The sequence below is a fragment of the Pseudomonas sp. TWI628 genome (assembly GCF_039673865.1).
In the GTDB taxonomy this organism is placed as follows: Bacteria; Pseudomonadota; Gammaproteobacteria; order Pseudomonadales; family Pseudomonadaceae; genus Aquipseudomonas.
Genome location: NZ_JBDJMM010000049.1, coordinates 1 through 26,025 on the forward strand (window position 1 = coordinate 1; position 26,025 = coordinate 26,025).

Annotated in this window: 26 protein-coding genes; 22 read left to right on the forward strand and 4 right to left on the reverse strand. The window is 67.3% G+C overall.

The genetic code is table 11. From position 1 onward, the window contains the following. Positions 1-66: 66 nt before the first annotated feature. Positions 67-900: an alpha/beta hydrolase gene (locus ABE528_RS26410; protein WP_152959200.1), complete on the reverse strand. Its 834-nt coding sequence runs from the start codon at positions 898-900 to the stop codon at positions 67-69. Between the two features lie 175 nt (positions 901-1,075). Here ABE528_RS26410 and ABE528_RS26415 point away from each other — a divergent pair, with 175 nt between their 5' ends. Genes ABE528_RS26415 through ABE528_RS26425 form a run of 3 tightly spaced genes read left to right on the forward strand, consistent with a single transcriptional unit; the run spans position 1,076 to position 3,233 of the window. Next, positions 1,076-1,810: an SDR family oxidoreductase gene (locus ABE528_RS26415; protein ID WP_152959199.1), complete on the forward strand. Its 735-nt coding sequence runs from the start codon at positions 1,076-1,078 to the stop codon at positions 1,808-1,810. A gap of 14 nt (positions 1,811-1,824) precedes the next feature. Beyond that, entirely contained in the window at positions 1,825-2,595 is a 771-nt protein-coding gene (locus ABE528_RS26420; protein WP_346654532.1) for an SDR family NAD(P)-dependent oxidoreductase, read from the forward strand. A 5-nt stretch (positions 2,596-2,600) separates the two neighbouring features. Further along, a complete protein-coding gene (locus ABE528_RS26425; protein WP_178120136.1) occupies positions 2,601-3,233 on the forward strand; it encodes a nuclear transport factor 2 family protein in 633 nt (210 codons plus the stop codon). A 134-nt stretch (positions 3,234-3,367) separates the two neighbouring features. On the opposite strand, the gene ABE528_RS26430 is transcribed toward ABE528_RS26425, so the two are convergent. Beyond that, positions 3,368-4,558, reverse strand: a complete 1,191-nt coding sequence (locus ABE528_RS26430; protein ID WP_346654533.1) for an acyl-CoA dehydrogenase family protein — start codon at positions 4,556-4,558, stop codon at positions 3,368-3,370. After that, on the reverse strand, positions 4,555-5,715 hold the full coding sequence (locus ABE528_RS26435; protein WP_346654534.1) for an acyl-CoA dehydrogenase family protein: 1,161 nt from the start codon (positions 5,713-5,715) through the stop codon (positions 4,555-4,557). The genes ABE528_RS26430 and ABE528_RS26435 overlap by 4 nt, the downstream gene beginning before the upstream one ends. A 224-nt stretch (positions 5,716-5,939) precedes the next feature. On the opposite strand from ABE528_RS26435, the gene ABE528_RS26440 reads away from it, so the two are divergent. The 19 genes from ABE528_RS26440 (at position 5,940) to ABE528_RS26530 (ending at position 25,732) form a co-directional block, all read left to right on the forward strand. Next, positions 5,940-6,830 (forward strand): VOC family protein, encoded by an 891-nt coding sequence (locus ABE528_RS26440; RefSeq protein WP_346654535.1) that lies wholly within the window; start codon positions 5,940-5,942, stop codon positions 6,828-6,830. A gap of 13 nt (positions 6,831-6,843) precedes the next feature. Beyond that, a complete protein-coding gene (locus tag ABE528_RS26445; protein WP_346654536.1) occupies positions 6,844-7,719 on the forward strand; it encodes a CoA-transferase in 876 nt (291 codons plus the stop codon). Between the two features lie 10 nt (positions 7,720-7,729). Next, on the forward strand, positions 7,730-8,527 hold the full coding sequence (locus tag ABE528_RS26450; protein WP_152959192.1) for a ketoacid CoA transferase: 798 nt from the start codon (positions 7,730-7,732) through the stop codon (positions 8,525-8,527). 10 nt (positions 8,528-8,537) lie between these two features. Beyond that, positions 8,538-9,455, forward strand: coding sequence for an enoyl-CoA hydratase (locus ABE528_RS26455; protein WP_152959191.1), 918 nt, complete (start codon positions 8,538-8,540; stop codon positions 9,453-9,455). After that, the gene (locus ABE528_RS26460; protein ID WP_346654537.1) at positions 9,452-10,576 is read left to right on the forward strand and encodes a nitronate monooxygenase; all 1,125 of its coding nucleotides are present in this window, start codon (positions 9,452-9,454) and stop codon (positions 10,574-10,576) included. The genes ABE528_RS26455 and ABE528_RS26460 overlap by 4 nt, the downstream gene beginning before the upstream one ends. Beyond that, positions 10,573-11,325 carry an enoyl-CoA hydratase family protein gene (locus ABE528_RS26465; protein WP_346654538.1) on the forward strand — a complete coding sequence of 251 codons (753 nt, stop codon included), beginning with the start codon at positions 10,573-10,575 and terminating at the stop codon, positions 11,323-11,325. The genes ABE528_RS26460 and ABE528_RS26465 overlap by 4 nt, the downstream gene beginning before the upstream one ends. A 9-nt stretch (positions 11,326-11,334) precedes the next feature. Next, entirely contained in the window at positions 11,335-12,498 is a 1,164-nt protein-coding gene (locus ABE528_RS26470; RefSeq protein WP_346654539.1) for an acyl-CoA dehydrogenase family protein, read from the forward strand. Between the two features lie 10 nt (positions 12,499-12,508). Then, the gene (locus ABE528_RS26475; protein WP_152959188.1) at positions 12,509-13,567 is read left to right on the forward strand and encodes an acyl-CoA dehydrogenase family protein; all 1,059 of its coding nucleotides are present in this window, start codon (positions 12,509-12,511) and stop codon (positions 13,565-13,567) included. 3 nt (positions 13,568-13,570) lie between these two features. Further along, a complete protein-coding gene (locus ABE528_RS26480) occupies positions 13,571-14,722 on the forward strand; it encodes an acetyl-CoA C-acetyltransferase (RefSeq protein WP_152959187.1) in 1,152 nt (383 codons plus the stop codon). 35 nt (positions 14,723-14,757) lie between these two features. Beyond that, positions 14,758-15,636: an SDR family oxidoreductase gene (locus tag ABE528_RS26485; RefSeq protein ID WP_152959186.1), complete on the forward strand. Its 879-nt coding sequence runs from the start codon at positions 14,758-14,760 to the stop codon at positions 15,634-15,636. Between the two features lie 36 nt (positions 15,637-15,672). Next, positions 15,673-16,458, forward strand: a complete 786-nt coding sequence (locus ABE528_RS26490) for an SDR family oxidoreductase (protein ID WP_152959185.1) — start codon at positions 15,673-15,675, stop codon at positions 16,456-16,458. 9 nt (positions 16,459-16,467) lie between these two features. Then, positions 16,468-16,938: a MaoC family dehydratase gene (locus ABE528_RS26495; protein WP_152959184.1), complete on the forward strand. Its 471-nt coding sequence runs from the start codon at positions 16,468-16,470 to the stop codon at positions 16,936-16,938. A gap of 6 nt (positions 16,939-16,944) precedes the next feature. Then, positions 16,945-18,153 (forward strand): acetyl-CoA C-acyltransferase, encoded by a 1,209-nt coding sequence (locus ABE528_RS26500; protein WP_152959183.1) that lies wholly within the window; start codon positions 16,945-16,947, stop codon positions 18,151-18,153. A 181-nt stretch (positions 18,154-18,334) separates the two neighbouring features. Beyond that, complete coding sequence (locus ABE528_RS26505; protein WP_346654540.1) at positions 18,335-19,330, forward strand: YCF48-related protein; 996 nt, start codon at positions 18,335-18,337, stop codon at positions 19,328-19,330. Next, a complete protein-coding gene (locus ABE528_RS26510) occupies positions 19,327-21,696 on the forward strand; it encodes an MMPL family transporter (protein ID WP_346654541.1) in 2,370 nt (789 codons plus the stop codon). Before ABE528_RS26505 ends, ABE528_RS26510 begins: the two co-directional genes overlap by 4 nt. Then, entirely contained in the window at positions 21,686-22,879 is a 1,194-nt protein-coding gene (locus ABE528_RS26515; protein WP_152959180.1) for a helix-turn-helix transcriptional regulator, read from the forward strand. The genes ABE528_RS26510 and ABE528_RS26515 overlap by 11 nt, the downstream gene beginning before the upstream one ends. Before the next feature lie 76 nt (positions 22,880-22,955). Next, a complete protein-coding gene (locus ABE528_RS26520; protein WP_346654542.1) occupies positions 22,956-24,335 on the forward strand; it encodes a DUF1329 domain-containing protein in 1,380 nt (459 codons plus the stop codon). Between the two features lie 129 nt (positions 24,336-24,464). After that, complete coding sequence (locus ABE528_RS26525; protein WP_346654543.1) at positions 24,465-25,505, forward strand: Rieske 2Fe-2S domain-containing protein; 1,041 nt, start codon at positions 24,465-24,467, stop codon at positions 25,503-25,505. A gap of 53 nt (positions 25,506-25,558) precedes the next feature. Further along, the gene (locus ABE528_RS26530) at positions 25,559-25,732 is read left to right on the forward strand and encodes a hypothetical protein (protein WP_152959177.1); all 174 of its coding nucleotides are present in this window, start codon (positions 25,559-25,561) and stop codon (positions 25,730-25,732) included. A 64-nt stretch (positions 25,733-25,796) separates the two neighbouring features. Here the strand turns inward: ABE528_RS26530 and ABE528_RS26535 are convergent. After that, on the reverse strand, positions 25,797-26,025 hold a 229-nt coding region (locus ABE528_RS26535; RefSeq protein WP_346654544.1), incomplete at its 5' end, for an FAD-binding protein.

The window sequence follows — 26,025 nt, forward strand, 5'->3', positions numbered from 1 at the left end:
GGGCCGCTTTGCGGCCCATCGCCGGCAAGCGCGGCTCCCACACGTACAGCGTGATCCTGTGCCTTGTCAGCCGTGCTGCAGGAACTCCAGGCAGCTACGGTTGAACAGCTCGCGGTGCTCCACCTGCACCCAGTGCCCGCAACGGTTGAGCACGATGAACCGCGCCTGGCGGGCGCCGTCGATGATGTACTGGGCGCCACTGACCGGGTTGAAGTTGTCGTTGCTGCCCCAGAACCCGAGGATCGGGCACTCGATCTCACCCAGGCGCGTGCGCATGTTCGGCACCAGCATGGTGCTGAACAGGTTCTTCGGCTGGGTCACCGCCACCGCCACCCGCTCCAGCAGCAGCTCTTCGGGCAGGATCGAGTCGTCGAACAGCTGCAGGCGCATCATGCTGCGCATTTCCTCAAGGCCGATGGGGCCGGCATTGAACAGCCCGACCATGCGCAGGATGCCCGGCATCTGGAAGTAGGTCTCGCGCTCTTCGACACCACCGGGTGCCAGCAGGATCAAACGTTCCACCCGCTGCGGCTGGCGCAGGGCCAGGCCCAGGGCGATGGCGCCGCCCAGGGAGTTGCCGAGCAGGGTGCAGCGGCTGATGCCGAGCTGCTCGAGCAAGGCCGCCACGCAATCGACGAAGTAATCCAGCTCGTAGCGTACGTCTTCGGGTTTGTCCGAGCGGCCGAAGCCGGGCAGGTCGAGCACGATGTTGCGGTAGCCGGCCGCAACCAGCTGCGGGTAGTTGCCCTTGAAGTTGCTGAAACCGCTGGCGCCCGGGCCGCTGCCGTGCAGCCACAGCACCACCGGGCCTTGGCCTTCGTCCAGGTAATGCAGGCGCATGCCGTTGGGCAGGGTGGCGTAATGACCGGTGGGCAGGGGCAGGTCGACGGGTTGGTTCATGCCGGTTCTCCAGTTCGCGAATGGGTGAGGGTCGATCCTGTGCCGCCCGGTGCGGGCCGGCATCGTCCATCCGGACCACGACGCGCGCAGGGCGCTAGTCCTATCGGACGATGTTCAGCGCCGGCTGGCGCCCAATGATGGTGAACACCAATAGGCGTCAACCAAGGAGAACGCTATGAAATTGCAGAACAAGGTGGCCTTCGTCACCGGTGCCGGGCAGGGCATGGGCCAGGCCATCGTGCGCCGCTTCGTCGCTGAAGGGGCCAAGGTGGTGGCGGTCGACCTCAACCAGGCCGCGCTCGCCGCCAGCCTCGCCGACCTCGGCGAACAGGTGCTGGCGCTGGGTTGCAACGTCGCCGATGCAGCGTCTGTGGCCGATGCCATGGGCCAGGTCGAAGCACATTTCGGTGGCCTGGACATCGTCGTCAACAACGCCGGCGTCGGCGCCCTCGATGCCTTCCTCGACACGCCGGACGACAGCTGGGCGCGGGTGCTCGGGGTCAACCTGGGCGGCACCTTCCTGTGCTGCCGCGAAGGCGCCCGGCTGATGCTCAAAGGCAAGCGCCAGGGCGTGCTGATCAACCTGTCCAGCACTGCCGCGCTGACCGGCGAAGGGCCAAGCCACTACTGCGCATCGAAAGCTGCAGTGATGGGCCTGACCCGCTCGATCGCCCGTGAACTGGCAGCGCAGGGCATCCGCGTCAACACCCTGGTACCGGGCCCGACCAACACGCCGATGATGGCCGGCATTCCCGATGAGCACATGCAGGCGCTGCTGAAGAACGTGCCGCTGGGGCGCATGTGCGAAACCGACGAGATCGCCCGGGTGGCGGTGTTCCTGGCCAGTGATGACGCCAGCTTCATCACCGGGCAGAACATCGCCGTCAACGGCGGCATGGCCTTTATCTGACAGGAGCGCAACTGATGAGCAAACGTCTGCAAGGCAAGATCGCCTTCGTCACCGGGGCAGGCTCCGGCATTGGCGAGGCGACCGCACTGCGCTTCGCCGAAGAGGGTGCCCTGGTGGTGCTGTGTGGGCGGCGCCGCGAGCCGCTGGAAGGGGTACGCGAGCAGATCCTCGCCCGTGGCGGCTGCGCCGAAGTGGCGGTGGCCGACGTCAGTGACGAGCAGGCCTACGTCGCCGCGCTGCAAGCCACTGCGCAGCGCCACGGCGGCCTCGACATCCTGGTCAACAACGCCATGGCCTACACCTGGGGCGGCATCGACGGCATGAGCACTGCCGACTGGCACGCCAACTTCGCCACCACCGTCGATGGCACCTTCTGGGGCACGCGCACGGCGATGCAGCTGATGAAGGGCAAGGGCGGCTCGATCGTCAACATCGCCTCGATCTGCGGCCTGTTCGGCACCGCCTGGATGGCCGGTTATTCCGCCGCCAAGGCGGCCGTGATCAACTTCAGCCGAGCCGCGGCCAGCGAAGGCGCGGCGCACAACATCCGCTGCAACGTGATCATCCCTGGGGTGGTCGACACGCCGGCGACTGCGGGCATGCTCGGCGACGCCAAGGCGCGGGCCAATACCGAGAAGGTCATCCCGATGCGCCGGGTCGGCCTGCCGCAGGAGCTGGCCAATGCCATCCTGTTCCTGGCCAGCGACGAGGCCTCGTACGTGACCGGGGCAAGCCTGGCGGTGGACGGCGGGCGCGGCTCGGACCTGTACACGGTGCTGGAATGACCGCCATGGACAGCAGCACCACGCTGCTGCAGCGCATCGATCGCCTGGAGTCGCTGGACGCGATCCGCCAGCTGGCCGGCAAGTACGCACTGGCCCTGGACATGCGTGACATGGACGCCATGGCCAACTGCTTTGCCGAGGACGTGCGGGTCGGCCGCGACAAGTTCGGCCGCGCACACCTCAAGGCCTGGCTCGACGAGACCATGCGCAAGCAGTTCCACGGCACCTCGCACCACCTGGGCCAGCACATCATCGAGTTCAGCGATGCCGACCACGCCACTGGTGTGGTGTATTCGAAGAACGAGCATGAGACCGGGCCGGAGTGGGTGATCATGCAGATGTTGTACTGGGATGACTACGAGCGCATCGATGGGCGTTGGTGCTTCCGCCGGCGCTTGCCGTGCTACTGGTACGCGACTGACCTGAACAAGCCGCCGATTGGTGGATTGAAGATGCGTTGGCCGGGGCGTGAGCCTTATGCCGGGAGCTTCCACGAGCTGTTCCCGTCATGGGATGCGTTCTGGGCCCAGCGGCCGGACAAGGATGCCTTGCCGCAGATTGCCGAGCCGGCACCGCTGGAGGGGTTTCTGCAGGGCATGCGGCGTGGGGCGGGGGACCCGAAGATTCGGGTTCGGTAGGGGTTGGTCAGGGGCCGCTCTACGGCCCATCGCAGGCAAGCCAGCTCCCGCAGGTACAGCGCATGACTTGAAGTCGATGCTGTCGGTGTGGGAGCTGGCTTGCCTGCGATGGGCTGCAAAGCAGCCCCAGGGTTTCAGCGCCCCTTCACCTCCCGCGGCATACCCAGCGCCCGTTCGGCAATCACATTGCGCTGGATCTCGTTACTCCCGCCGTAGATGGTGTCGGCCCGGGTAAACAGGAACAGCGACTGCAACCGGCTCAACCCATACGGCGCACTCTCCAGCACCTCAGCAGTATCCCCAAGCACATCCATGGCCAACTTGCCCAGCTCGACATGCCAGTTCGACCAGGCCAGCTTGTAGATCATAGCTTCGCGCGCCAGGCTGCCGTCCTGCGGTCCGGAGAGCATGCGCAGCGAGTTGTAGCGCAGCACCTTGAGCCCCGACCAGGCCTGGGCCAGGCGCTGGCGCAGCAGCGGGTCGCGGGCGGCGCCGTTGGCGCGGGCGATGCGCAGCACCTCCTCAAGCTCGTTGTGGAACTGCATCTGCTGGCCCAAGGTCGACACGCCGCGTTCAAAGCCCAGCAGGGCCATGGCGATCTTCCAGCCTTCGCCGGGCTGGCCAACGATGTTGTTCGCCGAGGTCTCGGCCTGGTCGAAGAACACCTCGTTGAACTCGCTGGTGCCGGTCAGTTGCTGGATCGGCTGCACGCGGATGTTCGCCTGGGCCATCGGCACCAGCAGGAACGACAGGCCGTGGTGGCCGACGCTGCCGGGCTCGGTGCGGGCCAGCGCGAAGCACCAGTCGGCCTCATGGGCCAGCGAGGTCCAGACCTTCTGCCCGCTGATCAGCCAGCGCTCGCCGCTGGCATCGAGGCGGGCGCGGGTCTGCACGTTGGCCAGGTCCGAGCCGGCGCCAGGCTCGGAATAGCCCTGGCACCAGAACGCCTCGCCCTTGAGAATCCCTGGCAGCAGGCGCTGGCGTTGCTCGGCCGTACCGAACGCGGCGAGGGTAGGGCCGACCAGCCCTTCGCCGATATGGCCCATGCGCCCAGGGCCGCCAGCGCGGGCGTATTCTTCGTGGAAAATCACCTGCTGGCTGATGCTCAGGCCACGCCCGCCGTCCTCTTCGCGCCAGCCCACGCCGACCCAGCCACCGCTTGCCAGCTCGCGCTCCCACGCCTTGCGCTCGGCCGGGAAGCTGTGTTCGTCGCCAGGGCCACCACGAAAGCGCAGTTGCGCATATTCACCTTGCAGGTGCGCCACCAGCCAGCTGGCGACCTCCTGGCGGAACGCTTCGTCTGCCTGGCTGAAACCGATTTTCATGTGCGTGCTCCCAGTAGTTCGGTGGCCAGGCACTCACGGTGCCAGGCCGGGTTGCCCAGCAGCTGCTCGCTGGCCCTGGCGCGTTTGAAGTACAGGTGCGGGTCGTATTCCCAGGTGAAGCCGACCCCGCCGTGCAGCTGGATCGACTCGGCCGCACAATGGAAGAACGTCTCGCTGGCATGGGCCTTGGCGGTGGCCGCAGCGGCGAGCAATTCGCCGCGCACTGTCGTGTCACCGTCTTCGGCCAGGTATTCACGGGCCACGCAGGCGGCGTACCAGACCGCCGAACGGGTGCACTCGATGTGCAGCATCATGTCGGCGCAGCGGTGCTTGATGGCCTGGAAACTGGCCACCGGCCGGCCGAACTGGTGGCGCTCGGCGGTGTAGGCCAGGGTCAGGTCCAGCGCCTGTTGGGCGCCGCCCAACTGCTCGGCGGCCAGGCCGATGGCGGCGATACGCTGGGTGGCCTGCAGCAGTGGCCAGGCCTGGTCGATGGCGCACAGGCGCTGTGCCTCGCTGACTTCCACCTGGTGCAACTCGACGCGAGCCACGCGCCGAGTCTGGTCGAGGGTGTGTAATGTAGTACGTACTACGCCGGGTGTATCGGCCGGTACGGCGAACACGCTGATGCCTTGTTCGCGCGTGCTGCCTGGGCGGCGGGCGGCGATCAGCAACAGGCCGGCCTGGGCGCCATCGATGACCTGGGCGTGGCAGCCCTCGAGGCGGTAGCCGTCGCCATGGGGGTGCACTTCAGCTTGCAGCTGCGCGGCCTCCAGTGGGCAGGCCAGGGTGGCGTGCAGTTGGCCGCTGGCGATGGCCGGCAGCCAGCGGGCTTGCAGCGCCGGGTTGTTGGCCAGCAGCAGGGCCGGGGTGGCCAGGCACGTGGTGGCGAACAGCGGCGAGCCGAGCAGAAAGCGCCCGCACTGCTCCAGCAGCACGGCCAGCTCGACGAAGCCCAGGCCCATGCCGCCGTGGGCCTCGGGCACCAGCAGCGCCGGCCAGTACAGCTCCTGGCCGATCTGCCGGCACAGCTCGGGGTCGTAATCGGCGGCACGGCTCATGCTTGCGCGTACCGCGTGTGAATCGCTGGCCTGGGCGAGAAAACGCTCGGCGCTGTCGCGAATCAGCAGCTGTTCCTCGGTGAAAGCGAACTCCATAGGGGGCATCTCTAGGCTGGCGGGGCTGCAGCGCAGCCCCTGGATTCAGGTAGACAACACCTTCGAATCTAGGGCTGGGCCAAGCACCGCGAATCATTGAAACGGACTAGGCCCGCAGCCCTCTGCACCGAGTGTTGCGCTTAGTCTCAACGGACGATGAGCACAGCGTGGGCGCTTTGCACAATGTTCCCCAGGCAACCCCTTGAGCCTGGAGGAACATGGGCATGATCGACATTCGTGGTTTGAGCTACTTCGTCGCGCAGATCGAAAACCTTGGCCAGTGGCAACGCTATGCCGAGCAGGTGCTCGGCATGCAGGTGCAGGCAGCACCCGGTGGCGGCCTGTACGTGAAGATGGACGAGCGGCCTTACCGCATGCTGGTGGTCGAGGGCGATTCGCCGCGCTATCTGGCCAGTGGCTGGGAGCTGCCCGGCCAGCAGGCCTTTGACCAGGCCCTGCAGCACCTGGAGCGCTGCGGTGTGGCCTGGCAGGTCGGTAGCCGTGATGCCGTCGAGCAGCGCGGCGTGCAGGCGCTGGTCACCGTCAAGGACCCGTCCGGCAACCAGCATGAGCTGAGCTGGGGCCACCGCTCCGACTGCCAGCCGTTCATCTCGCCACAAGGGGTGCCGCGTTTCGTCACCGGTGACATGGGCCTTGGCCACACCGTGCTGCCGGCGCCGGATTTCGACGCCACCCTGGCGTTTGCCAAGGACGTGCTCGGCTTCGGCCTGTCGGACATCTTCAACTTTCGCCCCGACCCGTCGGCGCCGCCGGTGCGCATCCACTTCCTGCACTGCGCCAATGCCCGCCACCACAGCCTGGCGCTGGCCGAGTACCCGGTGCCGTCCGGCTGCGTGCACGTGATGGTCGAGGTGGACTCGATGACCGAGGTCGGCCGCGCCCACGACCGCCTGCAGGCCCACGGCGGGCAGTTGTCCGCGACCCTCGGCCAGCACCTGAACGACCACATGACCAGTTTCTACATGAAGACACCGTCCGGCTTCGACCTGGAGTACGGCTATGGCGGGTTGCAGGTCGACTGGGCCGAGCACTCGGCCTTCGAGTTCACCCGCGTGAGTATCTGGGGCCACGACTTCTCGGTCGGCCGCCAGTAAGGAGCAGTTGAGCATGAACAAGCAAATGACCAGTGCCGATGCCGTCGCCCAGCTGCGCGACGGCATGACCATCGGTTTCGGTGGCTGGGGCCCGCGGCGCAAGCCGATGGCCATCGTCCGGGAGATCCTGCGCTCGCCAGTCAAGGACCTGACCGTGGTCGCCTATGGCGGCCCGGAGGTCGGCATGCTGTGCGCGGCTGGCAAGGTGCGCAAGCTGGTGTTCGGCTTCGTCACCCTCGATGCCATCCCGCTTGAGCCCTACTACCGCAAGGCCCGCGAGGCGGGCGAGCTGGAGCTGATGGAACTCGACGAGGGCATGTTCCAGTGGGGCCTGCGCGCTGCCGGCATGCGCCTGCCGTTCCTGCCCACCCGCTGTGGCCTGGCCACCGATGTAACGCGGCTGAACCCTGCGCTGAAGACCGTCCGCTCGCCCTATGACGACGGTGAGGTGCTGCTGGCCATGCCGGCGCTTGAGCTGGACGTGGCGTTCCTGCATGTGAACGTCGCCGACCGCCTGGGCAACTGCCTGGTGACCGGCCCCGACCCGTATTTCGACCACCTGTTTGCCCGCGCCGCCAAGCAGTGCTTCGTCTCCTGCGAGCGCCTGGAAGAGCGCCTGCAGCTCGACGCCGAGCAGGCCCGCGGCAACACCTTCGAGCGCTACCTGGTGACCGGCGTGGTGCATGCACCGCTCGGTGCCCATCCGACCTCCTGCCCGTCGGACTACGGCTGGGACCTGGAGCACCTCAAGGGCTATGTCGCCAGCGCCCAGGAAGAGGGCGGCTGGCAGCGCTACGTCGAGGCCTGCGTGGCCGGTGGCGAACAGGCCTATCAAGCGCACAACGGCGGTGCCGCGCGCATGGGCGCCTTGCCCCTTCCCGTGTTCTGAGGATTCCAGCATGACTGCCACCCCTGAATTCACCCTTGCCGAACTGCTGATCGTGGCCGCCGCCGAAGCCTGGCGCGGCAATGGCGAGGTCATCGCCTCGGGCCTGGGCGTGATACCGCGCCTGGGCGCCAGCCTGGCCAAGCTCACCCACAGCCCTGAGCTGCTGATGACCGACAGCGAGGCGTTCCTGGTCGAGGAGCCGATCCCGCTGGGCCCACGTGGCGAGCAGGCGCCACGCTACAGCGGCTACCTGAGTTTCGAGCGGGTGTTCGAATGCGTATGGGGCGGCCGCCGCCACGCCATGATCGGGCCAACCCAGGTCGACCGCTGGGGCCAGACCAACCTGTCCTGCGTCGGCGACTACCACAAACCGCGCACCGCGATGCTCGGCGTGCGTGGCCTGCCGGGCAACAGCATCAACCACCTCAACTCGTTCTTTGTGCCCAACCACAGCACCCGGGTGTTCGTCAGCGGCGAAGTGGACATGGTCTGCGGTGTCGGCTTCAAGGCCGAGCGCTGGCCCGAGGGCGCGCGCCGCGACCTGATGGACATCCGCCAGGTCATCACCGACCTGTGCACCCTGGACTTCGACGGCCCTGGCCGCGCCGCGCAGGTGCGCACCCTGCACCCGGGCGTGAGCTTCGACGAAGTGCAGGACAAGACCGGCTTCCCGTTGCTGCGCGCGGCGCAGCTGCGCGAGACCGTGCACCCCACTGCCGAGCAACTGGCGCTGATCCGTCGGCTCGACCCCCATGGCCTGCGTGCCAGCGCGATCAAGGGCAACCCGCCCGGCATCCGCGCCGCCTGAGGACACCCGCATGCACAGCAGCGACAGCCAATTCGTCAGCCGCGAGGACGCGGCCGTGTACGAGACCCAGGACCCGGTACTGTATGCCGTGGCCGACGGTATCGCCACGCTCACCCTCAACCGCCCGGCGTTCAACAACGCGCAGAACTCGCAGATGACCTACGCCCTGGACGCGGCTTTGCGCCAGGCGGTGGACGACGACAGCGTCAAGGTCATCGTGCTGTGCGGTGAGGGCCGGCACTTTTCCGCCGGCCACGACATCGGCACCCCCGGGCGCGACATCAACAAGCCGTTCGAGCGTGCGCACCTGTGGTGGGACCACACCAACAAGCCTGGTGGCGAGCAGCTGTATGCCCGCGAGCAGGAAGTCTACCTGGGCATGTGCCGGCGTTGGCGCGAGCTGCCCAAGCCGACCATCGCCATGGTTCATGGCGCCTGCGTGGCCGGTGGGCTGATGCTGGCGTGGGTGTGCGACCTGATCGTCGCCAGCGACGATGCGTTCTTCCAGGACCCGGTGGTGCGCATGGGCATCCCGGGGGTGGAGTACTTCGCCCACCCCTACGAGCTGAACCCGCGCATCGCCAAGGAGTTTCTGTTCTGCGGTGAGCGCATGAGCGCCGAACGCGCCTACCAGATGGGCATGGTCAACCGTGTGGTGCCACGCGACCAGTTGCCGGCGGTGACCTACGCCCTGGCGGCGAGCATCGCCCGCCAGCCACGCATGGGCCTGGCCCTGACCAAGCAGGCGATCAACCACGTCGAAGACCTGCAAGGCAAGCGCACGGCCATGGATGCGGCATTCGCCTGGCACCACTTCGCCCATGCCCACAACGAGCTGCTGTCGGGCGACAAGCTCGGCGGCTTCGATGCCAAAGGCATGGCCCAGGCCAACAAGCAGGCGCTGCGCGCCGAAGGGGGCGAGCGGTGAGCCGCTGGATGAACACCGCGCTGACCGAGGCCCTGGGCTGCCGTTACCCGGTGGTGCAGACGGCCATGGGCTGGGTCTCCGATGCCAACCTGGTGATCGCCACCACCCTGGCCGGCGGCTTCGGCTTCCTGGCCGGGGCGACGATTGCCGCCAATGCGCTGGAGAGCGAAATTCGCAAGGTGATCGACGCCACCGGCGGCAGCAACTTCGGCCTCAATTTCCACATGTTCCAGGACAACGCGGCACAGTGCGTCGACCTTGCCATCCGTTATCGCCTGCGCGCCGTCAGCTACGGGCGCGGGCCGGATGCGCAGACCATCGCCCGCTTCAAGGCGGCCGGGGTGCTGTGCATTCCCACCGTTGGCGCCCTCAAGCATGCGCTCAAGGCGCAACAGCTGGGCGCCGACCTGATCACCCTGCAGGCAGGCGAGGGCGGTGGCCACACCGGCGGCGTGCCCGGTTCGATCCTGTTGCCGCAGGTGCTGGCGGCGGTACGCGTGCCAGTGATCGCCGCAGGCGGGCATTCCACCGGGCGTGGCCTGGCCGCGGTGCTGGCGGCCGGTGCCAGTGGCATCGCCATGGGTACGCGGTTCCTGATGACCCGCGAATCGCCGACCCCGGCCAGCACCCTGGCGCGCTACCTCAAGGTCGACGACCCGCAGCAGGTACGGGTAACCACGGCGGTGGACGGCATGCGCCACCGCATGATCGAAAACCGCTTCATCAATCGCCTCGAACAGGCCGGACCGTTCGGCCGCCTGCGCATCGCCCTGGCCAGTGCCTGGCAGTGGAAGCAGCAGACCGGCATGAGCCTGGCGCACATGGGCGCGGTGTTCGTGCGGGCCCTGCGCGAAGACCCGGCGGCGCTGTCGCAGGTGGTCATGGCCGCCAACCAGCCGGTGCTGCTGCAGCGCTCGATGGTCGATGGCGAGCCGGACGCCGGCATCCTGCCCAGTGGCCAGGTGGCGGCGGCGATCAGCGAGCTGTTGAGCTGCCGCGAGGTCATCGACGGCATCGTCGCCGAGGCCAACCAGTGCCTGGACGCCTTGCTCGCCCGCTGCCCGGCCGAACCTTCGGCAACCCCCAACGACAGACTTGCCCACAGCGGAGAACGCTCATGAACCCGGCCTTCACCACCCAGATCGACCAGGGCATTGCCGAGCTGGTCATCGACAAACCACCGGTCAACGCCCTCGACAGCCAGCAATGGCGCGCCCTGGCCACACAGATCAGTGCACTGGGCGCCGACCCCGAGGTGCGCGTCATCGTCATCCGCGCCGAGGGGCGCGGCTTCTGTGCCGGTGTCGACATCAAGGAACTGGATGCCCACCCCGAGCGCATCGTCGAGGTCAACGCCGGCAACTACGAAACCTTCAAGGCCGTGCACCGTAACCCGGTGCCGGTGATCGTCGCCGTGCATGGCTTTGTGCTCGGCGGCGGCATCGGCATCACCGGTGCCGCCGACATCGTTGTGGCCGCCGACTGCGCACGTTTTGCCCTGCCGGAAGTGGACCGTGGCGCCATGGGCGGCGGCGCCCACCTGCAGCGGCTGTTTCCGGTGCAGAAGGTGCGTTACCTGTTCTTCACCGGCGACAGTATCGACGCCACCCAGGCCCAGGCCTACGGCTTCATCGAGCGCGTGGTGCCCAGGGCGCAGCTGCGGGAAACAGCGCTGGAGATTGCCGCCCGCATCGCCGCCAAGAGCCCGGGGATGATCCGCATCGCCAAGGAGGCCTTGAACGGCATCGAGGACGGCAACCTGGAAGACAAGTACCGCTGGGAGCAGGGCTTCACCTTGCAGGCCTACACCAGCCCCGACTCGGCGGAAACCCGCCGGGCGTTTGTCGAAAAACGCGATGCCAAGTTCTGAGGGAACGCCATGCAACTGACCTATACCCCCAAGCAGCAGGCCTTTCGCGCCGAAGTGCGGGCGTGGCTCGCTGACAACCTGCCACGCGAGCCGCTGGCCAGCTACGACACCCGCGAGGGCTTCGAGCAACACCGCGCCTGGGAGGCCAGGCTGTTCGAGAGTCGCTGGTCGATGGTGATGTGGCCCGCCGAGCTCGGCGGGCGCGGCTGCGACCTGACCGAATGGCTGATCTTCGAGGAAGAGTATTACGGCGCCGGGGCGCCGATGCGGGTCAACCAGAACGGCCAGCTGCTGCTCGGCCCGACCCTGATGGAGTTCGGCACGGCCGAGCAGAAGCGCCGCTTCCTGCCGCGCATGGCGGCCAGCATCGACATGTGGGCGCAGGGCTGGTCGGAGCCCAACGCCGGCTCGGACATGGCGGCGATCACCAGCAAGGCGCTGCTCGACGGCGACCACTACGTGCTCAATGGCCAGAAGACCTGGTCGACCCGGGCGATCTTCGCCGACTGGCTGTTCGGCCTGTTCCGCAGCGAACCCGGCTCCAGCCGCCATCATGGCCTGTCGTTCCTGATGGTGCCGCTGGATGCGCCCGGGGTCAGCATTCGCCCGATCAAGGCGCTCAACGGCAAGGACGCCTTCGCCGAAGTGTTCTTCGACGACGTGCGGGTGCCGGTGAGCAACCGCATCGGCGCCGAGGGCCAGGGCTGGCATGTGGCGATGGCCACCGCCGGCTTCGAGCGCGGGCTGCTGCTGCGCTCGCCGGCGCGCTTCCAGTACACCGCGCGCAAGCTGGTGGAGCTGTTCAAGGCCCACCCGGAAAGCGCCGTGCGCGACCCGGCCTTGGGCGATGCGGTGATCGACTGCTGGATGGGCGCCGAAGCCTATGCCTTGTCGGCCTACCACACGGTGGGGCGGCTGGCCCGCGGCGAGCAGATCGGTGCCGAGTCGAGCATCAACAAGATCATCTGGTCGGAGCTCGACCTGAAAATGCACGAAACCGCCATGCGCCTGCTGGGCGCCCGTGGCGAGCTGCTGGCTGCTGCGCCGGCGGCGGTGGATGCGGCGGCCTGGCTGGAAGGCTTCCTGTTCGCCCAGGCCGGGCCGATCTACGCCGGCACCAACGAGATCCAGCGCAACATCATTGCCGAGCGCATGCTCGGCCTGCCCAAGTAAGGACCAGGCCATGGACTTCACCTTTACCGATGACCAGTTGTCGTTTCGCGAAGCCATCAGCCGTTTCCTGATGACCGAAGCCGCCCCGGAGATGCTCCGGGAAATCTGGGAAACCGACGCCGGGCGCTCGCCGGACCTGCGCAACCGCATCGCCGCCCAGGGCCTGACCGCGCTGTCGGTGCCCGAAGCCGAAGGCGGGCTGGGCATGGACGACGTGGCCTGGGCGCTGATGACCCAGGAGCTGGGCTACTACGGCATCCCCGACTCGCTGGCCGACACCGCCTACGTGGCCGCCGGCCTGCTGGCCAGCCTCGACCCCGGCCACCCGGCGCGGGCCGAGCTGCTGCCGCGCATTGCCGAGGGCAGCGTGCGCCTGGCGATCAGCCACGGCATCAACCCGCTGGTCAGCGATGCCCAGCTGGCCGAGGTGCTGATCCTGCCGGCCGGCGACGACCTGCACCTGGTGCCGCGTGCGGCGGTGGATGTGCAGGCCAACCCGAGCATCGACGCCTCGCGCCGCCTCGGCCAGGTGAGCTGGCACCCGACGCCGCAAACCCTGCTGGCCAGTGGCGAGCAGGGCCGGCGCCTGCAGGCGCAAATGCTCGACCGCGGCGCGCTGTCGGTGGCCGGGCAGTTGCTCGGCCTGGCCCAGCGCATGCTCGACCTGTCGGTGGACTACGTGGCCCAGCGCAAGCAGTTCGGCCGGCCGATCGGCAGCTTCCAGGCGGTCAAACACCACCTGGCCGACGTGGCGCGCCAGATCGAACAGGCCAAGCCGGTGCTGTACCGCGCCGCCCATGGCCTGGCCCAGGGCGAGGCGAACGCCTCGGTGTGGGTTTCGCAGGCCCGCCTGGCGTGCTGCGCGGCCAGCTGGCTGGCGGCGCGCCAGGGCATCCAGGTGCATGGCGCGATGGGGTACACCTGGGAAGTCGACCTGCAGATGTTCATGAAGCGGGCCTGGGCGCTGGATGCGTCCTGGGGCGACCGCGGTTTCCACAAGTCCCGTGTCGGTGCCTTCCTGTTCGCCGACAACACCCGGCTTGGGCCGGGGCATACCTTCGAGGAGTAGCACATGGCTCAGGCTTATATCGTCGATGCGCTGCGCAGCCCCACCGGCAAGCGCAAGGGCGCGCTGGCCGAGGTGCACGCCATCGACCTGGGCGCGCATGTGCTCAAGGCCCTGGTGGCGCGCAATGCCATCCCGGCCGAGGATTACGACGACGTGATCTTTGGCTGTGTCGACACCATTGGCGCCCAGGCCGGTGACATCGCCCGCACCAGCTGGCTGGCCGCCGGGCTGCCGCTGTCGGTGCCGGGTACCACGGTCGATCGCCAGTGCGGGTCGTCGCAGCAGGCACTGCACTTCGCCGCCCAGGCGGTGATGAGCGGCACCCAGGATGTGGTGGCGGTCGGCGGCGTGCAGACCATGACCCGCATTCCGATCTCCTCGGCGATGCTCGCCGGGCAGCCGCTGGGTTTTGCCGACCCGTTCAGCGGCAGCGAAGGCTGGCGGGCGCGTTTCGGCACGCAACCGGTCAACCAGTTCTATGCCGCGCAGCGCATTGCCGACCATTGGCAGATCAGCCGCGAGCAGATGGAGGCGTTCGCCCTGCAAAGCCACCAGCGGGCGCTGGCGGCTATTGCCAGCGGGCGCTTTGCCCGGGAAATCGTCGGCTATCAGGGGCTGAACGTGGATGAAACACCGCGCCAGAGCAGCCTGGCGAAAATGGCCGAGCTGCAGCCGGTCGATCCGCAGTTCCCGGCGATCACGGCAGCGGTGTCGAGCCAGACCTGTGATGCGTCGGCGGCCTTGCTGGTGGTCTCCGAGGCCGCGCTCAAGCGCTACGACCTGACCCCGAGGGCGCGTATCCACCACCTGACGGTACTCGGTGACGACCCGATCTGGCACCTCACCGCGCCCATCGCCGCCACTCGCAGGGCCTTGCAACGCACCGGCCTGCGCATGGCCGACATCGACCGGGTGGAAATCAACGAAGCGTTCGCCTCGGTGGTGATGGCCTGGAGCAAGGAGCTCGACTACGACCCGGCGCGCACCAACGTCAATGGCGGTGCCATCGCCCTTGGCCACCCGCTCGGCGCGACCGGCGCCCGGCTGGCCACCACGCTGCTCAACGAACTGGAATGCAGCGGTGGCCGCTATGGCTTGCAGACCATGTGCGAGGGCGGCGGCCAGGCCAACGTGACGATCATCGAGCGCCTTTGAGCTGCGCTTTTCATTCCAGGAAAAAGGATTCAGACATGGCGATATGTGAAGGCCGCACGGTGATCATCACCGGTGCTGGCGGCGGTCTGGGGCGCGCCTACGCACTGGCATTTGCCGCGCAGGGCGCTCAGGTGGTGGTCAACGACATCCGTGCCGAGGCGGCCCAGGCGGTGGCCGAAGAGATCCGTGCCAGCGGTGGCCAGGCCATTGGCAATAGCGACGACATCACCAGCCTGGCCAGCGCCCAGCGCATCATCGACGCCGCGCTGGCGGCGTTCGGCGAAGTGCACGTGCTGGTCAACAACGCCGGGGTGCTGCGTGACCGCATGTTCATCAGCCTGGAAGAGGACGACTGGGACCTGGTGATGCGCGTGCACCTCAAGGGCCATTACTGCCTGGCCAACCTGCTCGGGCGCCGCTGGCGCGACCTGGCCAAGGCCGGGACCCCAGTGGCCGGGCGGATCATCAACACCAGCTCCGGGGCCGGCTTGCAGGGCTCGATCGGCCAGTCCAACTATGCCGCGGCCAAGGGCGGCATCGCCGCGCTGACCCTGGTGCAGGCGGCCGAGCTGGCGCGCTACGGGGTCACCGCCAATGCCCTGGCACCGGCCGCGCGCACGGCAATGACCGAAAGCGCGATGCCGGATGTGGTCAAGGCGCCGGAAGACGGCAGCTTCGATGCCTGGGCGCCGGAAAACGTCGCGCCGCTGGTGGTGTGGCTGGGCAGTGTCGAGTCGGCCCAGGTGACCGGGCAGGTGTTCGAAAGCCAGGGCGGGCGGATCTCGCTGGCCGATGGCTGGCGCACCGGCACCACCCAGGACAAGGGCGGGCGCTGGCAGGTCGAGGAAATCGGCCCGGCAGTGGCGCAGATCCTGGCCCAGGCACCCGCCGCACAACGGGTCTGGGGCAGCTGACCAGCGCCTGCAAACCATCGAATCGAGGAAAGCCCCATGAAACACGTTCCCCCTTATGTACCCGGCCACCAGCTGCTGGCCGGCAAGTCGGTGCTGATCACTGCTGCCGCCGGTGCCGGTATCGGTTATTCGGCGGCCCGGCGCAGCGCCGAGGAAGGCTGCCGGGCGCTGATGATTTCCGATGTGCACCCACGCCGGCTGGAAGAGGCGGTGGCGCGCCTGAAGGCAGAAACCGGCCTGCAGGCCATTTACGGCCAGTTGTGCGACGTCACCGTGGAGGCCGATGTGCAGGCCCTGGTTGACCGCGCCGAGGGCCTGCTGGGCGGCGTCGATGTGCTGATCAATAACGCCGGGCTCGGCGGCCAGCGGGCCGTGGTCGAAATGAGCGACCAGGAGTGGTCGCGGGTGCTGGATGTGACCCTGACCGGCACCTTCCGCATGACCCGGGCGATGCTGCCGCACATGCAGCGGCGCGGCGCCGGGGCGATCGTCAACAACGCTTCGGTGCTCGGCTGGCGGGCGCAGAAAGAGCAGGCCCACTATGCCGCGGCCAAGGCCGGGGTGATGGCGCTGACCCGCTGCAGCGCGCTGGAGGCCGCTGAACATGGCGTGCGCATCAACGCGGTGTCGCCGTCGATTGCCCTGCACGACTTCCTCAAGAAGGCTTCCAGCGAAGCGTTGCTGGCCAGCCTGGCCAGCCGCGAGGCCTTTGGCCGTGCCGCCGAGGTCTGGGAAGTCGCCAACGTGATGATGTTCCTGGCCAGTGACTACGCGTCGTACATGGTCGGTGAAGTGTTGTCGGTCAGTTCGCAGCAAGCCTGAGGAGCGCCCATGAATCATGTCTTCAACAGTGCCCAGGCCTTGCTTGCCGCCGAGGGCACCGACCTGGGTCACAGCGAGTGGTTGACCATCAGCCAGCCGCGCATCGACCTGTTTGCCGAAGCCACGGGCGACCACCAGTGGATTCATGTCGACCCGCAGCGCGCCGCGCAAGGCCCGTTCGGCGCGTGCATTGCCCACGGTTACCTGACCCAGTCGCTGGTCAACCTGTTCCTGCCGCAACTGCTGACCATCGACAACCTGGCCATGGGGGTGAACTACGGCAGCGACCGGGTGCGCTTCCCGGCGCCGGTGCGCGTTGGTGCGCGGGTGCGTGGCCACGGCCAGATCCTGCGTGCCGAACAGTTGGCCGACAGCGTGCAGCTGGTGGTGCGGGTCAGCGTCGAGATCGAAGGCGAAAGCCGCCCGGGCTGCGTGATCGACACCATCAGCCGTTACACCTTCAACCCCGTTACCGAGTGAGCCGTCATGGACCAGAATGAAGCTGTCATCGTTGCCACCGCACGTACCGCGTTGGCCAAGTCGTTCCGTGGGTCGTTCAACGACACCGAGGCCCCTGTACTGGGCGGGCACGTGGTGCGTGCCGTGGTCGAGCGCAGCGGGGTCGAGGCTGCGGCCATCGACGATGTGATCATGGGCGCCGCTGTGCAGCAGGGCACCCAGGGCTACAACATCGGCCGCCTGTGTGCCTATACCGGCGGGCTGCCCCACGGCGTGCCGGGCATGGCCGTGGACCGCATGTGCGCCTCTGGCCTGATCAGCATCGGCATGGCCGCCAAGGGCATCGTCACTGGCGAGCTGAACATTGCCATCGGCGGTGGCGTGGAGTCGCTGTCGCTGACCCAGACCAAGCACAAGAACAGCTACCGGGCCCAGTCCCAGGCGGTGCAGGCGGTGATGCCGGACGCCTATATCCCGATGCTGGAGACCGCCGAGATCGTGTCGCGCCGTTACGGCATCAGCCGCGCCGCACAGGATGAATATTCGCTGCAGAGCCAGTTGCGCACCGCAGCGGCCCAGCGTGACGGGTTGTTCGACGAAGAGCTGGTGCCGCTGGAGGTCGACAAGCTGCTGTTCGACCAGGACGGCCAGCCCGCCGGGCATCAGCGGGTGCGCGTCGAGCGTGACGAATGCAACCGCCCGGGCACCCGCCTGGAGGACCTGGCCGCGTTGAAGCCGGTGTGGAAGGACGGCAAGTGGGTGAGCCACGGCGAGTTCGTCACGGCGGGCAATGCCTCGCAGTTTTCCGATGGTGCGTCGGCCAGCCTGCTGATGAGCCGCGCCGAGGCGCGCAGGCGTGGGTTGACGCCGTTGGGCATCTATCGCGGTATCGCCTTGGCCGGGTGTGCGCCGCAGGAGATGGGCATTGGGCCGGTGCTGGCGGTGCCCAAGTTGCTCAAGCGCTTTGGCCTGGGGGTGGCGGACATTGGCCTGTGGGAAATCAACGAGGCGTTTGCCTGCCAGGTGCTGCATTGCCGGGATGCGCTGGAGATCCCGCCCGAGCGGTTGAATGTGAATGGCGGGGCGATTGCCATTGGGCATCCGTTTGGCATGTCGGGTGCGCGCATGGTCGGCCATGCGTTGCTCGAAGGGCGCCGGCGCGGGGTGCGGTTTGTGGTGGTGGCGATGTGTATCGGTGGCGGGATGGGGGCGGCGGGGTTGTTTGAGTTGCCTTGAGCCTGGCTTGAGATTTTCAGCGCCTGTGAGATCGAGCGCCGCCCGCGCGGGCTCTATTTCCCAGGCGCTGCACCTCTGGCGGCGAACACGTTTAACGGCAAACCCCGCTACCCCATTTGGACGATGCCCCCCAGCCACCCCCAGCCGGATCATCCAGGCACAATTCCAAGAGGGTCACCCAATGAAGCCTGCCTCGCGCCAGCTGACCGGCTATGCCATGAGCGCCATCGTCATCGCCGCCGTGCTCTTTGCCTTCGCCCCCCGTCAACCCGCGCCCCTGGCAATCACCGAGGTGTTGGCCGACCGGGTCCAGGTCAATGCGCTGATCAGCAGCGGTGACCGGCTGATCGCCGTCGGTGAACGCGGCACGCTGCTGGCCAGCCGCGACAGTGGCCGCAGCTGGCAAGCCAGCCAGCCCGGCGCCGGGCGCGAGGTGACCCTGACCGGCGTGGTCGCCCTGAGCGAGCAGGTGCTGGTCGCAGTCGGCCACGATGGCTGGATCCTGCGCTCGGCCGATGCCGGCCAGACCTGGCAGGAAAAACACTACGACGCCGACCTCGGCGAGCCGCTGCTGGGCGTGTGGAGCGCAGACGGCAAGCAGGTGGTGGCCTATGGCAGCTATGGCAAGTTCCTGGTCTCCGACGATGCCGGTGAGCACTGGGCCGCGCGCCAGATGCCCGGTGATGGTGCCCACTTCAACGGCCTCGACGGCGGCGCCGACGGCCACCAGATGCTGGTCGGCGAGCAGGGCCTGGTGCTGCGCTCCCGCGATGGCGGCCAGCACTGGCAGCAGCTGCCGGCCTTTTACAATGGCTCGCTGTTCGGGGTGGTGCGCCTCTCGACCAGCACCTGGCTGGCCTACGGCATGCGGGGCCATGTGTTTCGCAGCCGCGACTTCGGCGACAGCTGGGAGCAACTTGAGGTGGGTAGCAGCCAGCCCATCTACGGCCACGCGCGCTTGCCGGGGCAGGCCGGGCTGGTGCTGGTGGGCGGCGGCAGCCGGTTGATTCACCTGGATGCCGAGGGTGACCTGCTCGGCATCGACCAGCTCAGTGGCTTGGGTACCTTGACGTCGGCAGTGGGCCTCAGCGGCCGCCACCTGCTGGTAGCCGGTGAACGTGGCGTGTTCCAGGGCGCACAACCTGACGTGGCGCTGAGCCAGGAGGCGCGGCCATGAGCGGCGCCCGCAGCGAGCGCTGGGTGCGCCGTTGTGCCGACCGCTTGCTCGGCGCGAGGCGTACCTGGCTTGGGGTGTTCCTGCTGGTCACCCTGGCGCTGGGCTACAACGCCACCCAGGTACGCCTCGATCCCGGGTTCAACAAGCAGATCCCGGTGCGCCACGACTACATGCGCAATTTTCTCGACTTCGGCCGGGTGTTCACCGGGGCCAACCGGCTGCTGGTGAGCGTGCGCTGGAAGGGCGAGGGCGACCTGTACAACCCACAATTCCTCAAGGTGCTGCAACAGGTCACCGATGACGTGTTCTTCATCCCCGGCGTCAGCCGGCCGAGCGTGACCTCGTTGTTCACCCCCAACGTGCGCTATGTGGAGGTGACCGAAGAGGGCTTTGTCGGCGACCTGGTGGTGCCACCGCAGTACGCCGGCACTGCCGAGGACTTGCAGAAGGTGCGCAGCAATGCCGCCCGTGCTGGCCAGGCCGGCCGCCTGCTGGCCAACGACCAGCGGGCGGCGCTGGTGCGCGCCGACCTGCAGGACAGCGACCCGCGCAGCGGCCAGCCGGTGTCGTATGTGGAGGTCGCCAAGCGCCTGGAAGACATCCGTGCGCGCTATGACAGCGCCGACATCGAGATCAGCGTGGTGGGCTTTGCCAAGCTGGTGGGCGATGTGGTGGAAGGCCTGAGCACGGTGCTGCTGTTCTTCGTCGTCGCCTTCCTGATCACCGCAGCGTTGCTCTGGGCCTACTCGCGCTCGCTGCGCCTGACCCTGGTGGCGTTGCTGGTGGCGCTGCTGCCGGTGGTATGGCTGCTGGGCCTGTTGCCGTTGCTGGGCCTGGGTATCGACCCGATGTCAGTGCTGGTGCCGTTCCTGATCTTCTCCATCGGCGTGTCCCATGCGGTGCAGATGACCAACGCCTGGAGGCAGGACATGCTGGCCGGTGCGACGGCGCTGCAGGCGGCGCATTCGGCGTTCTGCAAGATCTTCATCCCGGGCTCGCTGGCCTTGCTGATGAATGCCCTGGGGTTCGCGGTGATCATGCTGATCGACATCCCCATCGTCCACGAGCTGGGCGTGACCGCCTGCCTGGGGGTGATGCTGATGATCATCACCAACAAGATGCTGTTGCCCCTGGTGCTGTCGTACCTGCCGACCACGCCGGGGCGTGCCCAGGCGCCGGCGCAGACGCGCCAGCATCCGCTGTGGTGGCGCCTGTCGGCACTGGCGCAGCCGCGGCCGGCACTGGCGGTGTTCGCGGTCAGCCTGCTGTTGCTGGGGGCGGGTGTGTTCAAGGCGCGGCAACTGGCGGTGGGCGACATCGGCCCTGGCGCACCGGAGCTGCGCGCCGACTCACGCTACAACCAGGACAACCAGCGCATCGTCGGCAGCTATGCCATCGGCCTGGATGTGCTGGCAGTCTTCGTGCAGACCCACGGCAGCGACGAAGCCTGCCTGGCCCCGGCGGTGATGCGTGCAGTGGAAGCCTTCGACTTCCAGATGCGCCAGGTTGCGGGGGTGCAGTCGGTGCAGAGCGTCGCTGGTCTGGGTAAGGCGATGATCGCCGGCAACAACGAAGGCAACCCGCGCTGGGCCGCCATCCCCGGTTCTTCGCGGGGCCTGCAGCAAGGCTCGATGGCCTATAGCCCGGACTCCGGGCTGGTCACCGAGGGCTGCCGGCGCATGCAGGTGCTGGTGTTCCTCAACGACCACGAGGGCGCGACCGTGGCCCATGTGGTCAACGAGGCGCGGCGCATCATCGCCAGCGTCCAGGTGCCACAGGCGAGCTTCCACCTGGCCGGGGGCAATGTCGGGGTCATGGCGGCGTCCAATGAAGCGGTCAAGCATGCCGAGGCGTGGATGCTGGCGGCGTTGTTCTGCTCGGTGGGGCTGTTCTGCCTGCTGACCTTCCGTTCGCTGCGCGCGGTGCTGTGCATCGTGGTGCCGCTGGGCATCGTGGCCATCCTGTGCAATGCGCTGATGGCGCTGCTGGGTATTGGCCTGAAGGTCGCCACCTTGCCGGTGATGGCGCTCGGCGTCGGGGTGGGCGTGGACTACGGCATCTACCTCTACGAACGCATCCAGCATGAAATGGCGGCCGGCCAGCCGCTGCGCAGCGCCTTCTACCGCGCCATGTGCCAGCGCGGCACGGCGGCAGTGTTCACCGCCCTGACCATGGCGATTGGCGTCGGCACCTGGGCCTTGGCGCCGCTCAAGCTGCAGGCCGACATGGGCATCCTGCTGGCGTTCATGTTCCTGGTGAACGTATTCGGCGCGATCTTCCTGCTGCCGGCGCTGGCAGCCTGGTTCGACCGCGACCGGCCGCTGGTGGCCCGCGCGTCTGATCTGGAGCCTGCCCATGCTGTCTAACGCCCAGGTGTTGGACCAGTTGGGCATCGAGCTCGGCGAGTATGAGCGGCTGATCGGCAACATGTACGATGCGGCGCTCGATACCCAGCGGCTCAACGAGGCCTTGCGCCAGCTGCGCGGGTTGTTTGCGGCCAGCTATGTGACGCTGATCCTGCGGGTGCTCGATGAGCCGTTGCTGTCACCGATGATGGTCGCTGGCGATGTCGAACCGGGGGAGGGTGGCGTCAACCATTTCGCCTATTGCGAGAAGGCTTCGCTGTTCGACCGGCTGCCGGTGGACCGCGTGTTCACCGTCGACGAGCTGATGAGCGATGCCGAATGGGCCTGTTCGTCGTTCTACCTGCTGTATTGCGCACCCTATGGCTGTTTCCACATGCTTGGCGTCGACATCAGCATGCCCGACGGTGGCACCCTGCGCCTGCGCATCAACCGCCCGCGTGGGCAGGCGCGTTTCGGCGAGCTGGAGCGGGCGCTGTGCGCGATGCTGGTGCCGCACCTGCGCCGGGCCCTGCACATGCATGCACTGCTGGACCGCAGCGCCTCGCTGGGCACGCTGTACTCGCAAACCATCAACCGCCTGGCCGTCGCCACCATCATGCTCGACGAGACCGGTAGTGTGCTGCAACTGAACCCGGTGGCCCGCGAGATCCTCGACAGCAACGACGGGCTGAAGCTGGTGGGCGGGCGCCTGGAGGCCACCTACCCGAGCGACAACCGCGAGCTGGGCCGGCTGGTGCGCAGCGCCTTCCAGCGCAGCCGGCAGGGCAACCTGGCCGCCCAGGGCGCCGAGGCGCTGTCGGTGTCGCGCCCCTCCGGGCAGGTCAACCTGGGGGTGGTGGTGGAGCTGGTGCCGTCCCAGGAGCTGGTCGAGGGCAAGGGCAAGCCGACCGTGGTGGTGTACGTGCGCGACGCGGTGGGCAAGTCGCTGGCCAGCAACACGGTGACCGCGCAGTTGTACAACCTCACCCCGGCAGAAACCGGCCTGGCCCTGGAGCTGGCCAACGGCTTGTCCCTGGAAGAGGCTTCCGAGCGGCTCAACATCCGCCGCAACACGGCGCGCGCGCACCTGCGCTCGATCTTCTCCAAGACCGGGGTACGGCGCCAGACCGAGCTGGTGCGGATCATGCTCAACAGCGTGGTCGCGCTGGGCGAGCCCGGCAGCCTGGCGGCGCAGATGCGTTAGTCCGAGCGGACGATGCTGCTGCCGCGAGGGCCTGCCGATACTGGGCCACCGCTATCGGTAACCAAGGAGAACAACAATGACCGAGAGTATTCTGGCGCGCCACGGCCTGGCCCTGAGCCTGCTGCTGATGGCTGCGGCGCCGGGTGTGGCGCTGGCCGCGCCCGAGGATGTCGAGCGCCTGGGCAAGGACCTGACCTGTGTCGGCGCCGACCCCAGCGGCAATGCCGACGGCAGCATCCCGCCATTCTCCGGCAAGTGGCTGGGCGTGCCGCCGCACGTTGCGTTCAAGGGCACCGGCCAGCACCCGGTCGACCCGTACCCTGATGAAAAGCCCTTGTTCGTGATCACTGCCGACAACCTGGGGCAATACGCCGACGCCCTGTCCGATGGGCAGAAAGCACTGTTCAAGTTGTACCCGGCCACCTTCAAGATGCCGGTTTATCCCAGCCACCGGGATTTCCGCTTCGACGATGCGGTGTGCCAGGCGACCCGCGAGAACGCCAAGCTGGCCAAACTGGTGGACGATGGCGAAGGCGTGGTCGGCAAGACCGGCGGCACGCCATTCCCGGTACCGCGCAGCGGCCTGGAGCTGCTGAAGAATGCCTCGACCTTCACCCTGCGGGCCTGGACCGAGGAATACACCTCCGACAACGCCTACGTGCTCAAGGACGGCAACATCAACTGGGGCCGCGTGCATTCGCGCAACCTGGCGCCGGCGCTGGAGCCGGGCAAGGTCGGTGACACGCTGGGCAACTCGTCGTTCTACCTCAACGAAACCCTGTTGCCGCAACGCGACAAGGGCGAGATCAACACCGGCACCGAGTTCTGGAACGACAAGACCGAACCACGCCAGGCCTGGCGTTACGACCCGGGCACGCGGCGGGTGCGGCAGTCGCCCGGGTATGGCTTCGACATGTCGTTCCCCGGCAGTGGTGGCTCGATCACCGTGGACGAGGTGCGCCTGTTCAACGGCTCGGGCCAGCGCTACGACTGGAAGATCGTCGGCAAACGGGAAATGTTCATCCCCTACAACGCCTACCGCCTGCATGCGCCGGACCTCAAGTACGCCGACCTGCTCACGCCCGGGCACATCAGCCCGCAGGCCATGCGCTACGAGCGCCACCGGGTGTGGGAACTGGAAGGCACGCTGAAGCCGGGTTATCGCCACTTGTACGGCAAGCGCAAGCTGTACATCGACGAGGACACCTGGTTCCCGATGCTGGCCGACAACTACGACAACCGTGGCGAGCTGTGGCGGACTTCGATGGTCAACTACTTCTATGCCTACGAGTCGCAACGGCCGCAGGCAGGCGTGGGCTTGTACCACGACCTCAATGCCGGCAGCTACCTGGCGTTCAACCTGATCAACCAGCAGCGCACCGGCTACCTGCTCAACCGCCCAGGCTTCAGCCCGCGTGACTTCGGCCCGGAGGCAGCGCGGCGCTTTGGCCAATGAGTACCGGCCTAGTCCGATTGAAGGATGAGGGCCCGTCACGGCTGCTCAAAGATAGCTGCCAGGTAATCCCCCCGGCACCGCAGGGGTATTGCCGGTGATTGGCGTACCCCCTACAGGAATAACAACAACATGACCAAACTCGCCGAACTCTCCATCGACAGCGCCCAGCGCACCCACCGCTACGCCCGGGGCTGGCATTGCCTGGGCGTGGCCGACGACTACCGTGATGGCCAGCTGCACACCCTCAACGTGTTCGGCACGCGCCTGGTGGCGTTCGCCAACAGTGCCGGCGCCATCAGCATTCTCGACGCGTACTGCCCGCACATGGGCGCCGACCTGTCCCAGGGCACCATCGAGAACGACACCGTGGTCTGCCCGTTCCACCACTGGAAGTACGACACCAGCGGCAAGTGCGTGGAAATCCCTTACTGCAAGCGCATACCGCCCAAGGCCAAGACCCGCAGCTGGCTGAGCTGCGAGGAAAACAACCTGCTGTTCGTCTGGAACAACCCCGAAGGGCGCCCGCCGAAGGAGGGGGTGGTCATTCCGCACCTGCCGGAGATGGACGACCCCGAGTGGATCCACGACTGGAACATCGACACCATGCTGATCGAAACCAACCCGCGCGAGCTGGTCGACAACCTGGTCGACGCCCAGCATTTCGGGCCGGTGCATGGCACCCCGACCAAGTATTTTGCCAACGAGTTCGAAGGGCACATCGGCCGGCAGATCTTCCATGGCGACTCGGAGCGCCTGGGCGGAGACCTGATTGCGCCGTCGGCGTACTACGGGCCGGCCACCCACTTCACCGAGCTCAGTTCGATGTTCGGCGAGGTGCGGGTGCACGCGATCCTGCTCAACAGCCACGTGCCGGTGACCCCGGACAGCTTCGTGCTGCGTTTTGGTTGCATGGTCAAGCGCGTGCCGGGCCTGACTGACGAGCAGAACGGCGAAATCGCCAAGGCCTACGTCAAGAGCAACCGCGAGTCGTTCTACCAGGACGTGGACATCTGGAAGCACAAGGTGCGCATCGACAAGCCAGTGCTGGCCGAGAACGATGGCCCGGTGTACCAGCTGCGCGAGTGGTACCAGCAGTTCTTCACCGACGAAGACCAGGTGCCGGCGAGCATGGCCGAGCGGCGCGAGATCATCACGGTGGATGAACGCTGAGTGCTTGCGCCCTGCCAGCCAGCCTGGCAGGGCGGCAGATCGAGAGGGTGGTCATGAAGATACAGCGCTTGCTGGCCTATTGCGTGCCGCTGTCGGTGGTGTTGATCATCGGCCTGACGTTGCTGGCCTCGGCTGCGCCCGAGTCTGCCGGGGCCAGGGCGTGTCGGCAGATTCCGGGTTGCATGAGTATTCTGCCGAGCTTCCAGGGGTTCCCCGGGGTTCGCTGAGCGGTGCAGGACGCAATGCAAAAGCCCGGCCCTCGTTTGAGGGCCGGGCTTTTGCATCCGTGGATCAGGCCAGTTGTTCCAGCTCGGGGACCGCTTCGAACAAGTCGGCGACCAGGCCGTAGTCCGCTACCTGGAAGATCGGCGCTTCTTCATCCTTGTTGATCGCGACGATCACCTTGGAGTCCTTCATGCCGGCCAGGTGCTGGATCGCGCCGGAGATACCGACGGCGATGTACAGCTGTGGCGCAACGATCTTGCCGGTCTGGCCGACCTGCATGTCGTTCGGCACGAAG

Bases quoted from the DNA above. Each gene is read 5' to 3' on its own strand.
- ABE528_RS26435 (WP_346654534.1), bottom strand. From the start codon at position 5,715: ATGGAGTTCGCTTTCACCGAGGAACAGCTGCTGATTCGCGACAGCGCC.
- ABE528_RS26520 (WP_346654542.1), top strand. From the start codon at position 22,956: ATGACCGAGAGTATTCTGGCGCGCCACGGCCTGGCCCTGAGCCTGCTG.
- ABE528_RS26475 (WP_152959188.1), top strand. From the start codon at position 12,509: ATGGACTTCACCTTTACCGATGACCAGTTGTCGTTTCGCGAAGCCATC.
- ABE528_RS26485 (WP_152959186.1), top strand. From the start codon at position 14,758: ATGGCGATATGTGAAGGCCGCACGGTGATCATCACCGGTGCTGGCGGC.
- ABE528_RS26530 (WP_152959177.1), top strand. From the start codon at position 25,559: ATGAAGATACAGCGCTTGCTGGCCTATTGCGTGCCGCTGTCGGTGGTG.
- ABE528_RS26410 (WP_152959200.1), bottom strand. From the start codon at position 900: ATGAACCAACCCGTCGACCTGCCCCTGCCCACCGGTCATTACGCCACC.
- ABE528_RS26470 (WP_346654539.1), top strand. From the start codon at position 11,335: ATGCAACTGACCTATACCCCCAAGCAGCAGGCCTTTCGCGCCGAAGTG.
- ABE528_RS26430 (WP_346654533.1), bottom strand. From the start codon at position 4,558: ATGAAAATCGGTTTCAGCCAGGCAGACGAAGCGTTCCGCCAGGAGGTC.
- ABE528_RS26440 (WP_346654535.1), top strand. From the start codon at position 5,940: ATGATCGACATTCGTGGTTTGAGCTACTTCGTCGCGCAGATCGAAAAC.
- ABE528_RS26415 (WP_152959199.1), top strand. From the start codon at position 1,076: ATGAAATTGCAGAACAAGGTGGCCTTCGTCACCGGTGCCGGGCAGGGC.
- ABE528_RS26510 (WP_346654541.1), top strand. From the start codon at position 19,327: ATGAGCGGCGCCCGCAGCGAGCGCTGGGTGCGCCGTTGTGCCGACCGC.
- ABE528_RS26495 (WP_152959184.1), top strand. From the start codon at position 16,468: ATGAATCATGTCTTCAACAGTGCCCAGGCCTTGCTTGCCGCCGAGGGC.
- ABE528_RS26455 (WP_152959191.1), top strand. From the start codon at position 8,538: ATGCACAGCAGCGACAGCCAATTCGTCAGCCGCGAGGACGCGGCCGTG.
- ABE528_RS26425 (WP_178120136.1), top strand. From the start codon at position 2,601: ATGGACAGCAGCACCACGCTGCTGCAGCGCATCGATCGCCTGGAGTCG.
- ABE528_RS26490 (WP_152959185.1), top strand. From the start codon at position 15,673: ATGAAACACGTTCCCCCTTATGTACCCGGCCACCAGCTGCTGGCCGGC.
- ABE528_RS26420 (WP_346654532.1), top strand. From the start codon at position 1,825: ATGAGCAAACGTCTGCAAGGCAAGATCGCCTTCGTCACCGGGGCAGGC.
- ABE528_RS26525 (WP_346654543.1), top strand. From the start codon at position 24,465: ATGACCAAACTCGCCGAACTCTCCATCGACAGCGCCCAGCGCACCCAC.
- ABE528_RS26515 (WP_152959180.1), top strand. From the start codon at position 21,686: ATGCTGTCTAACGCCCAGGTGTTGGACCAGTTGGGCATCGAGCTCGGC.
- ABE528_RS26445 (WP_346654536.1), top strand. From the start codon at position 6,844: ATGAACAAGCAAATGACCAGTGCCGATGCCGTCGCCCAGCTGCGCGAC.
- ABE528_RS26505 (WP_346654540.1), top strand. From the start codon at position 18,335: ATGAAGCCTGCCTCGCGCCAGCTGACCGGCTATGCCATGAGCGCCATC.
- ABE528_RS26450 (WP_152959192.1), top strand. From the start codon at position 7,730: ATGACTGCCACCCCTGAATTCACCCTTGCCGAACTGCTGATCGTGGCC.
- ABE528_RS26480 (WP_152959187.1), top strand. From the start codon at position 13,571: ATGGCTCAGGCTTATATCGTCGATGCGCTGCGCAGCCCCACCGGCAAG.
- ABE528_RS26465 (WP_346654538.1), top strand. From the start codon at position 10,573: ATGAACCCGGCCTTCACCACCCAGATCGACCAGGGCATTGCCGAGCTG.
- ABE528_RS26500 (WP_152959183.1), top strand. From the start codon at position 16,945: ATGGACCAGAATGAAGCTGTCATCGTTGCCACCGCACGTACCGCGTTG.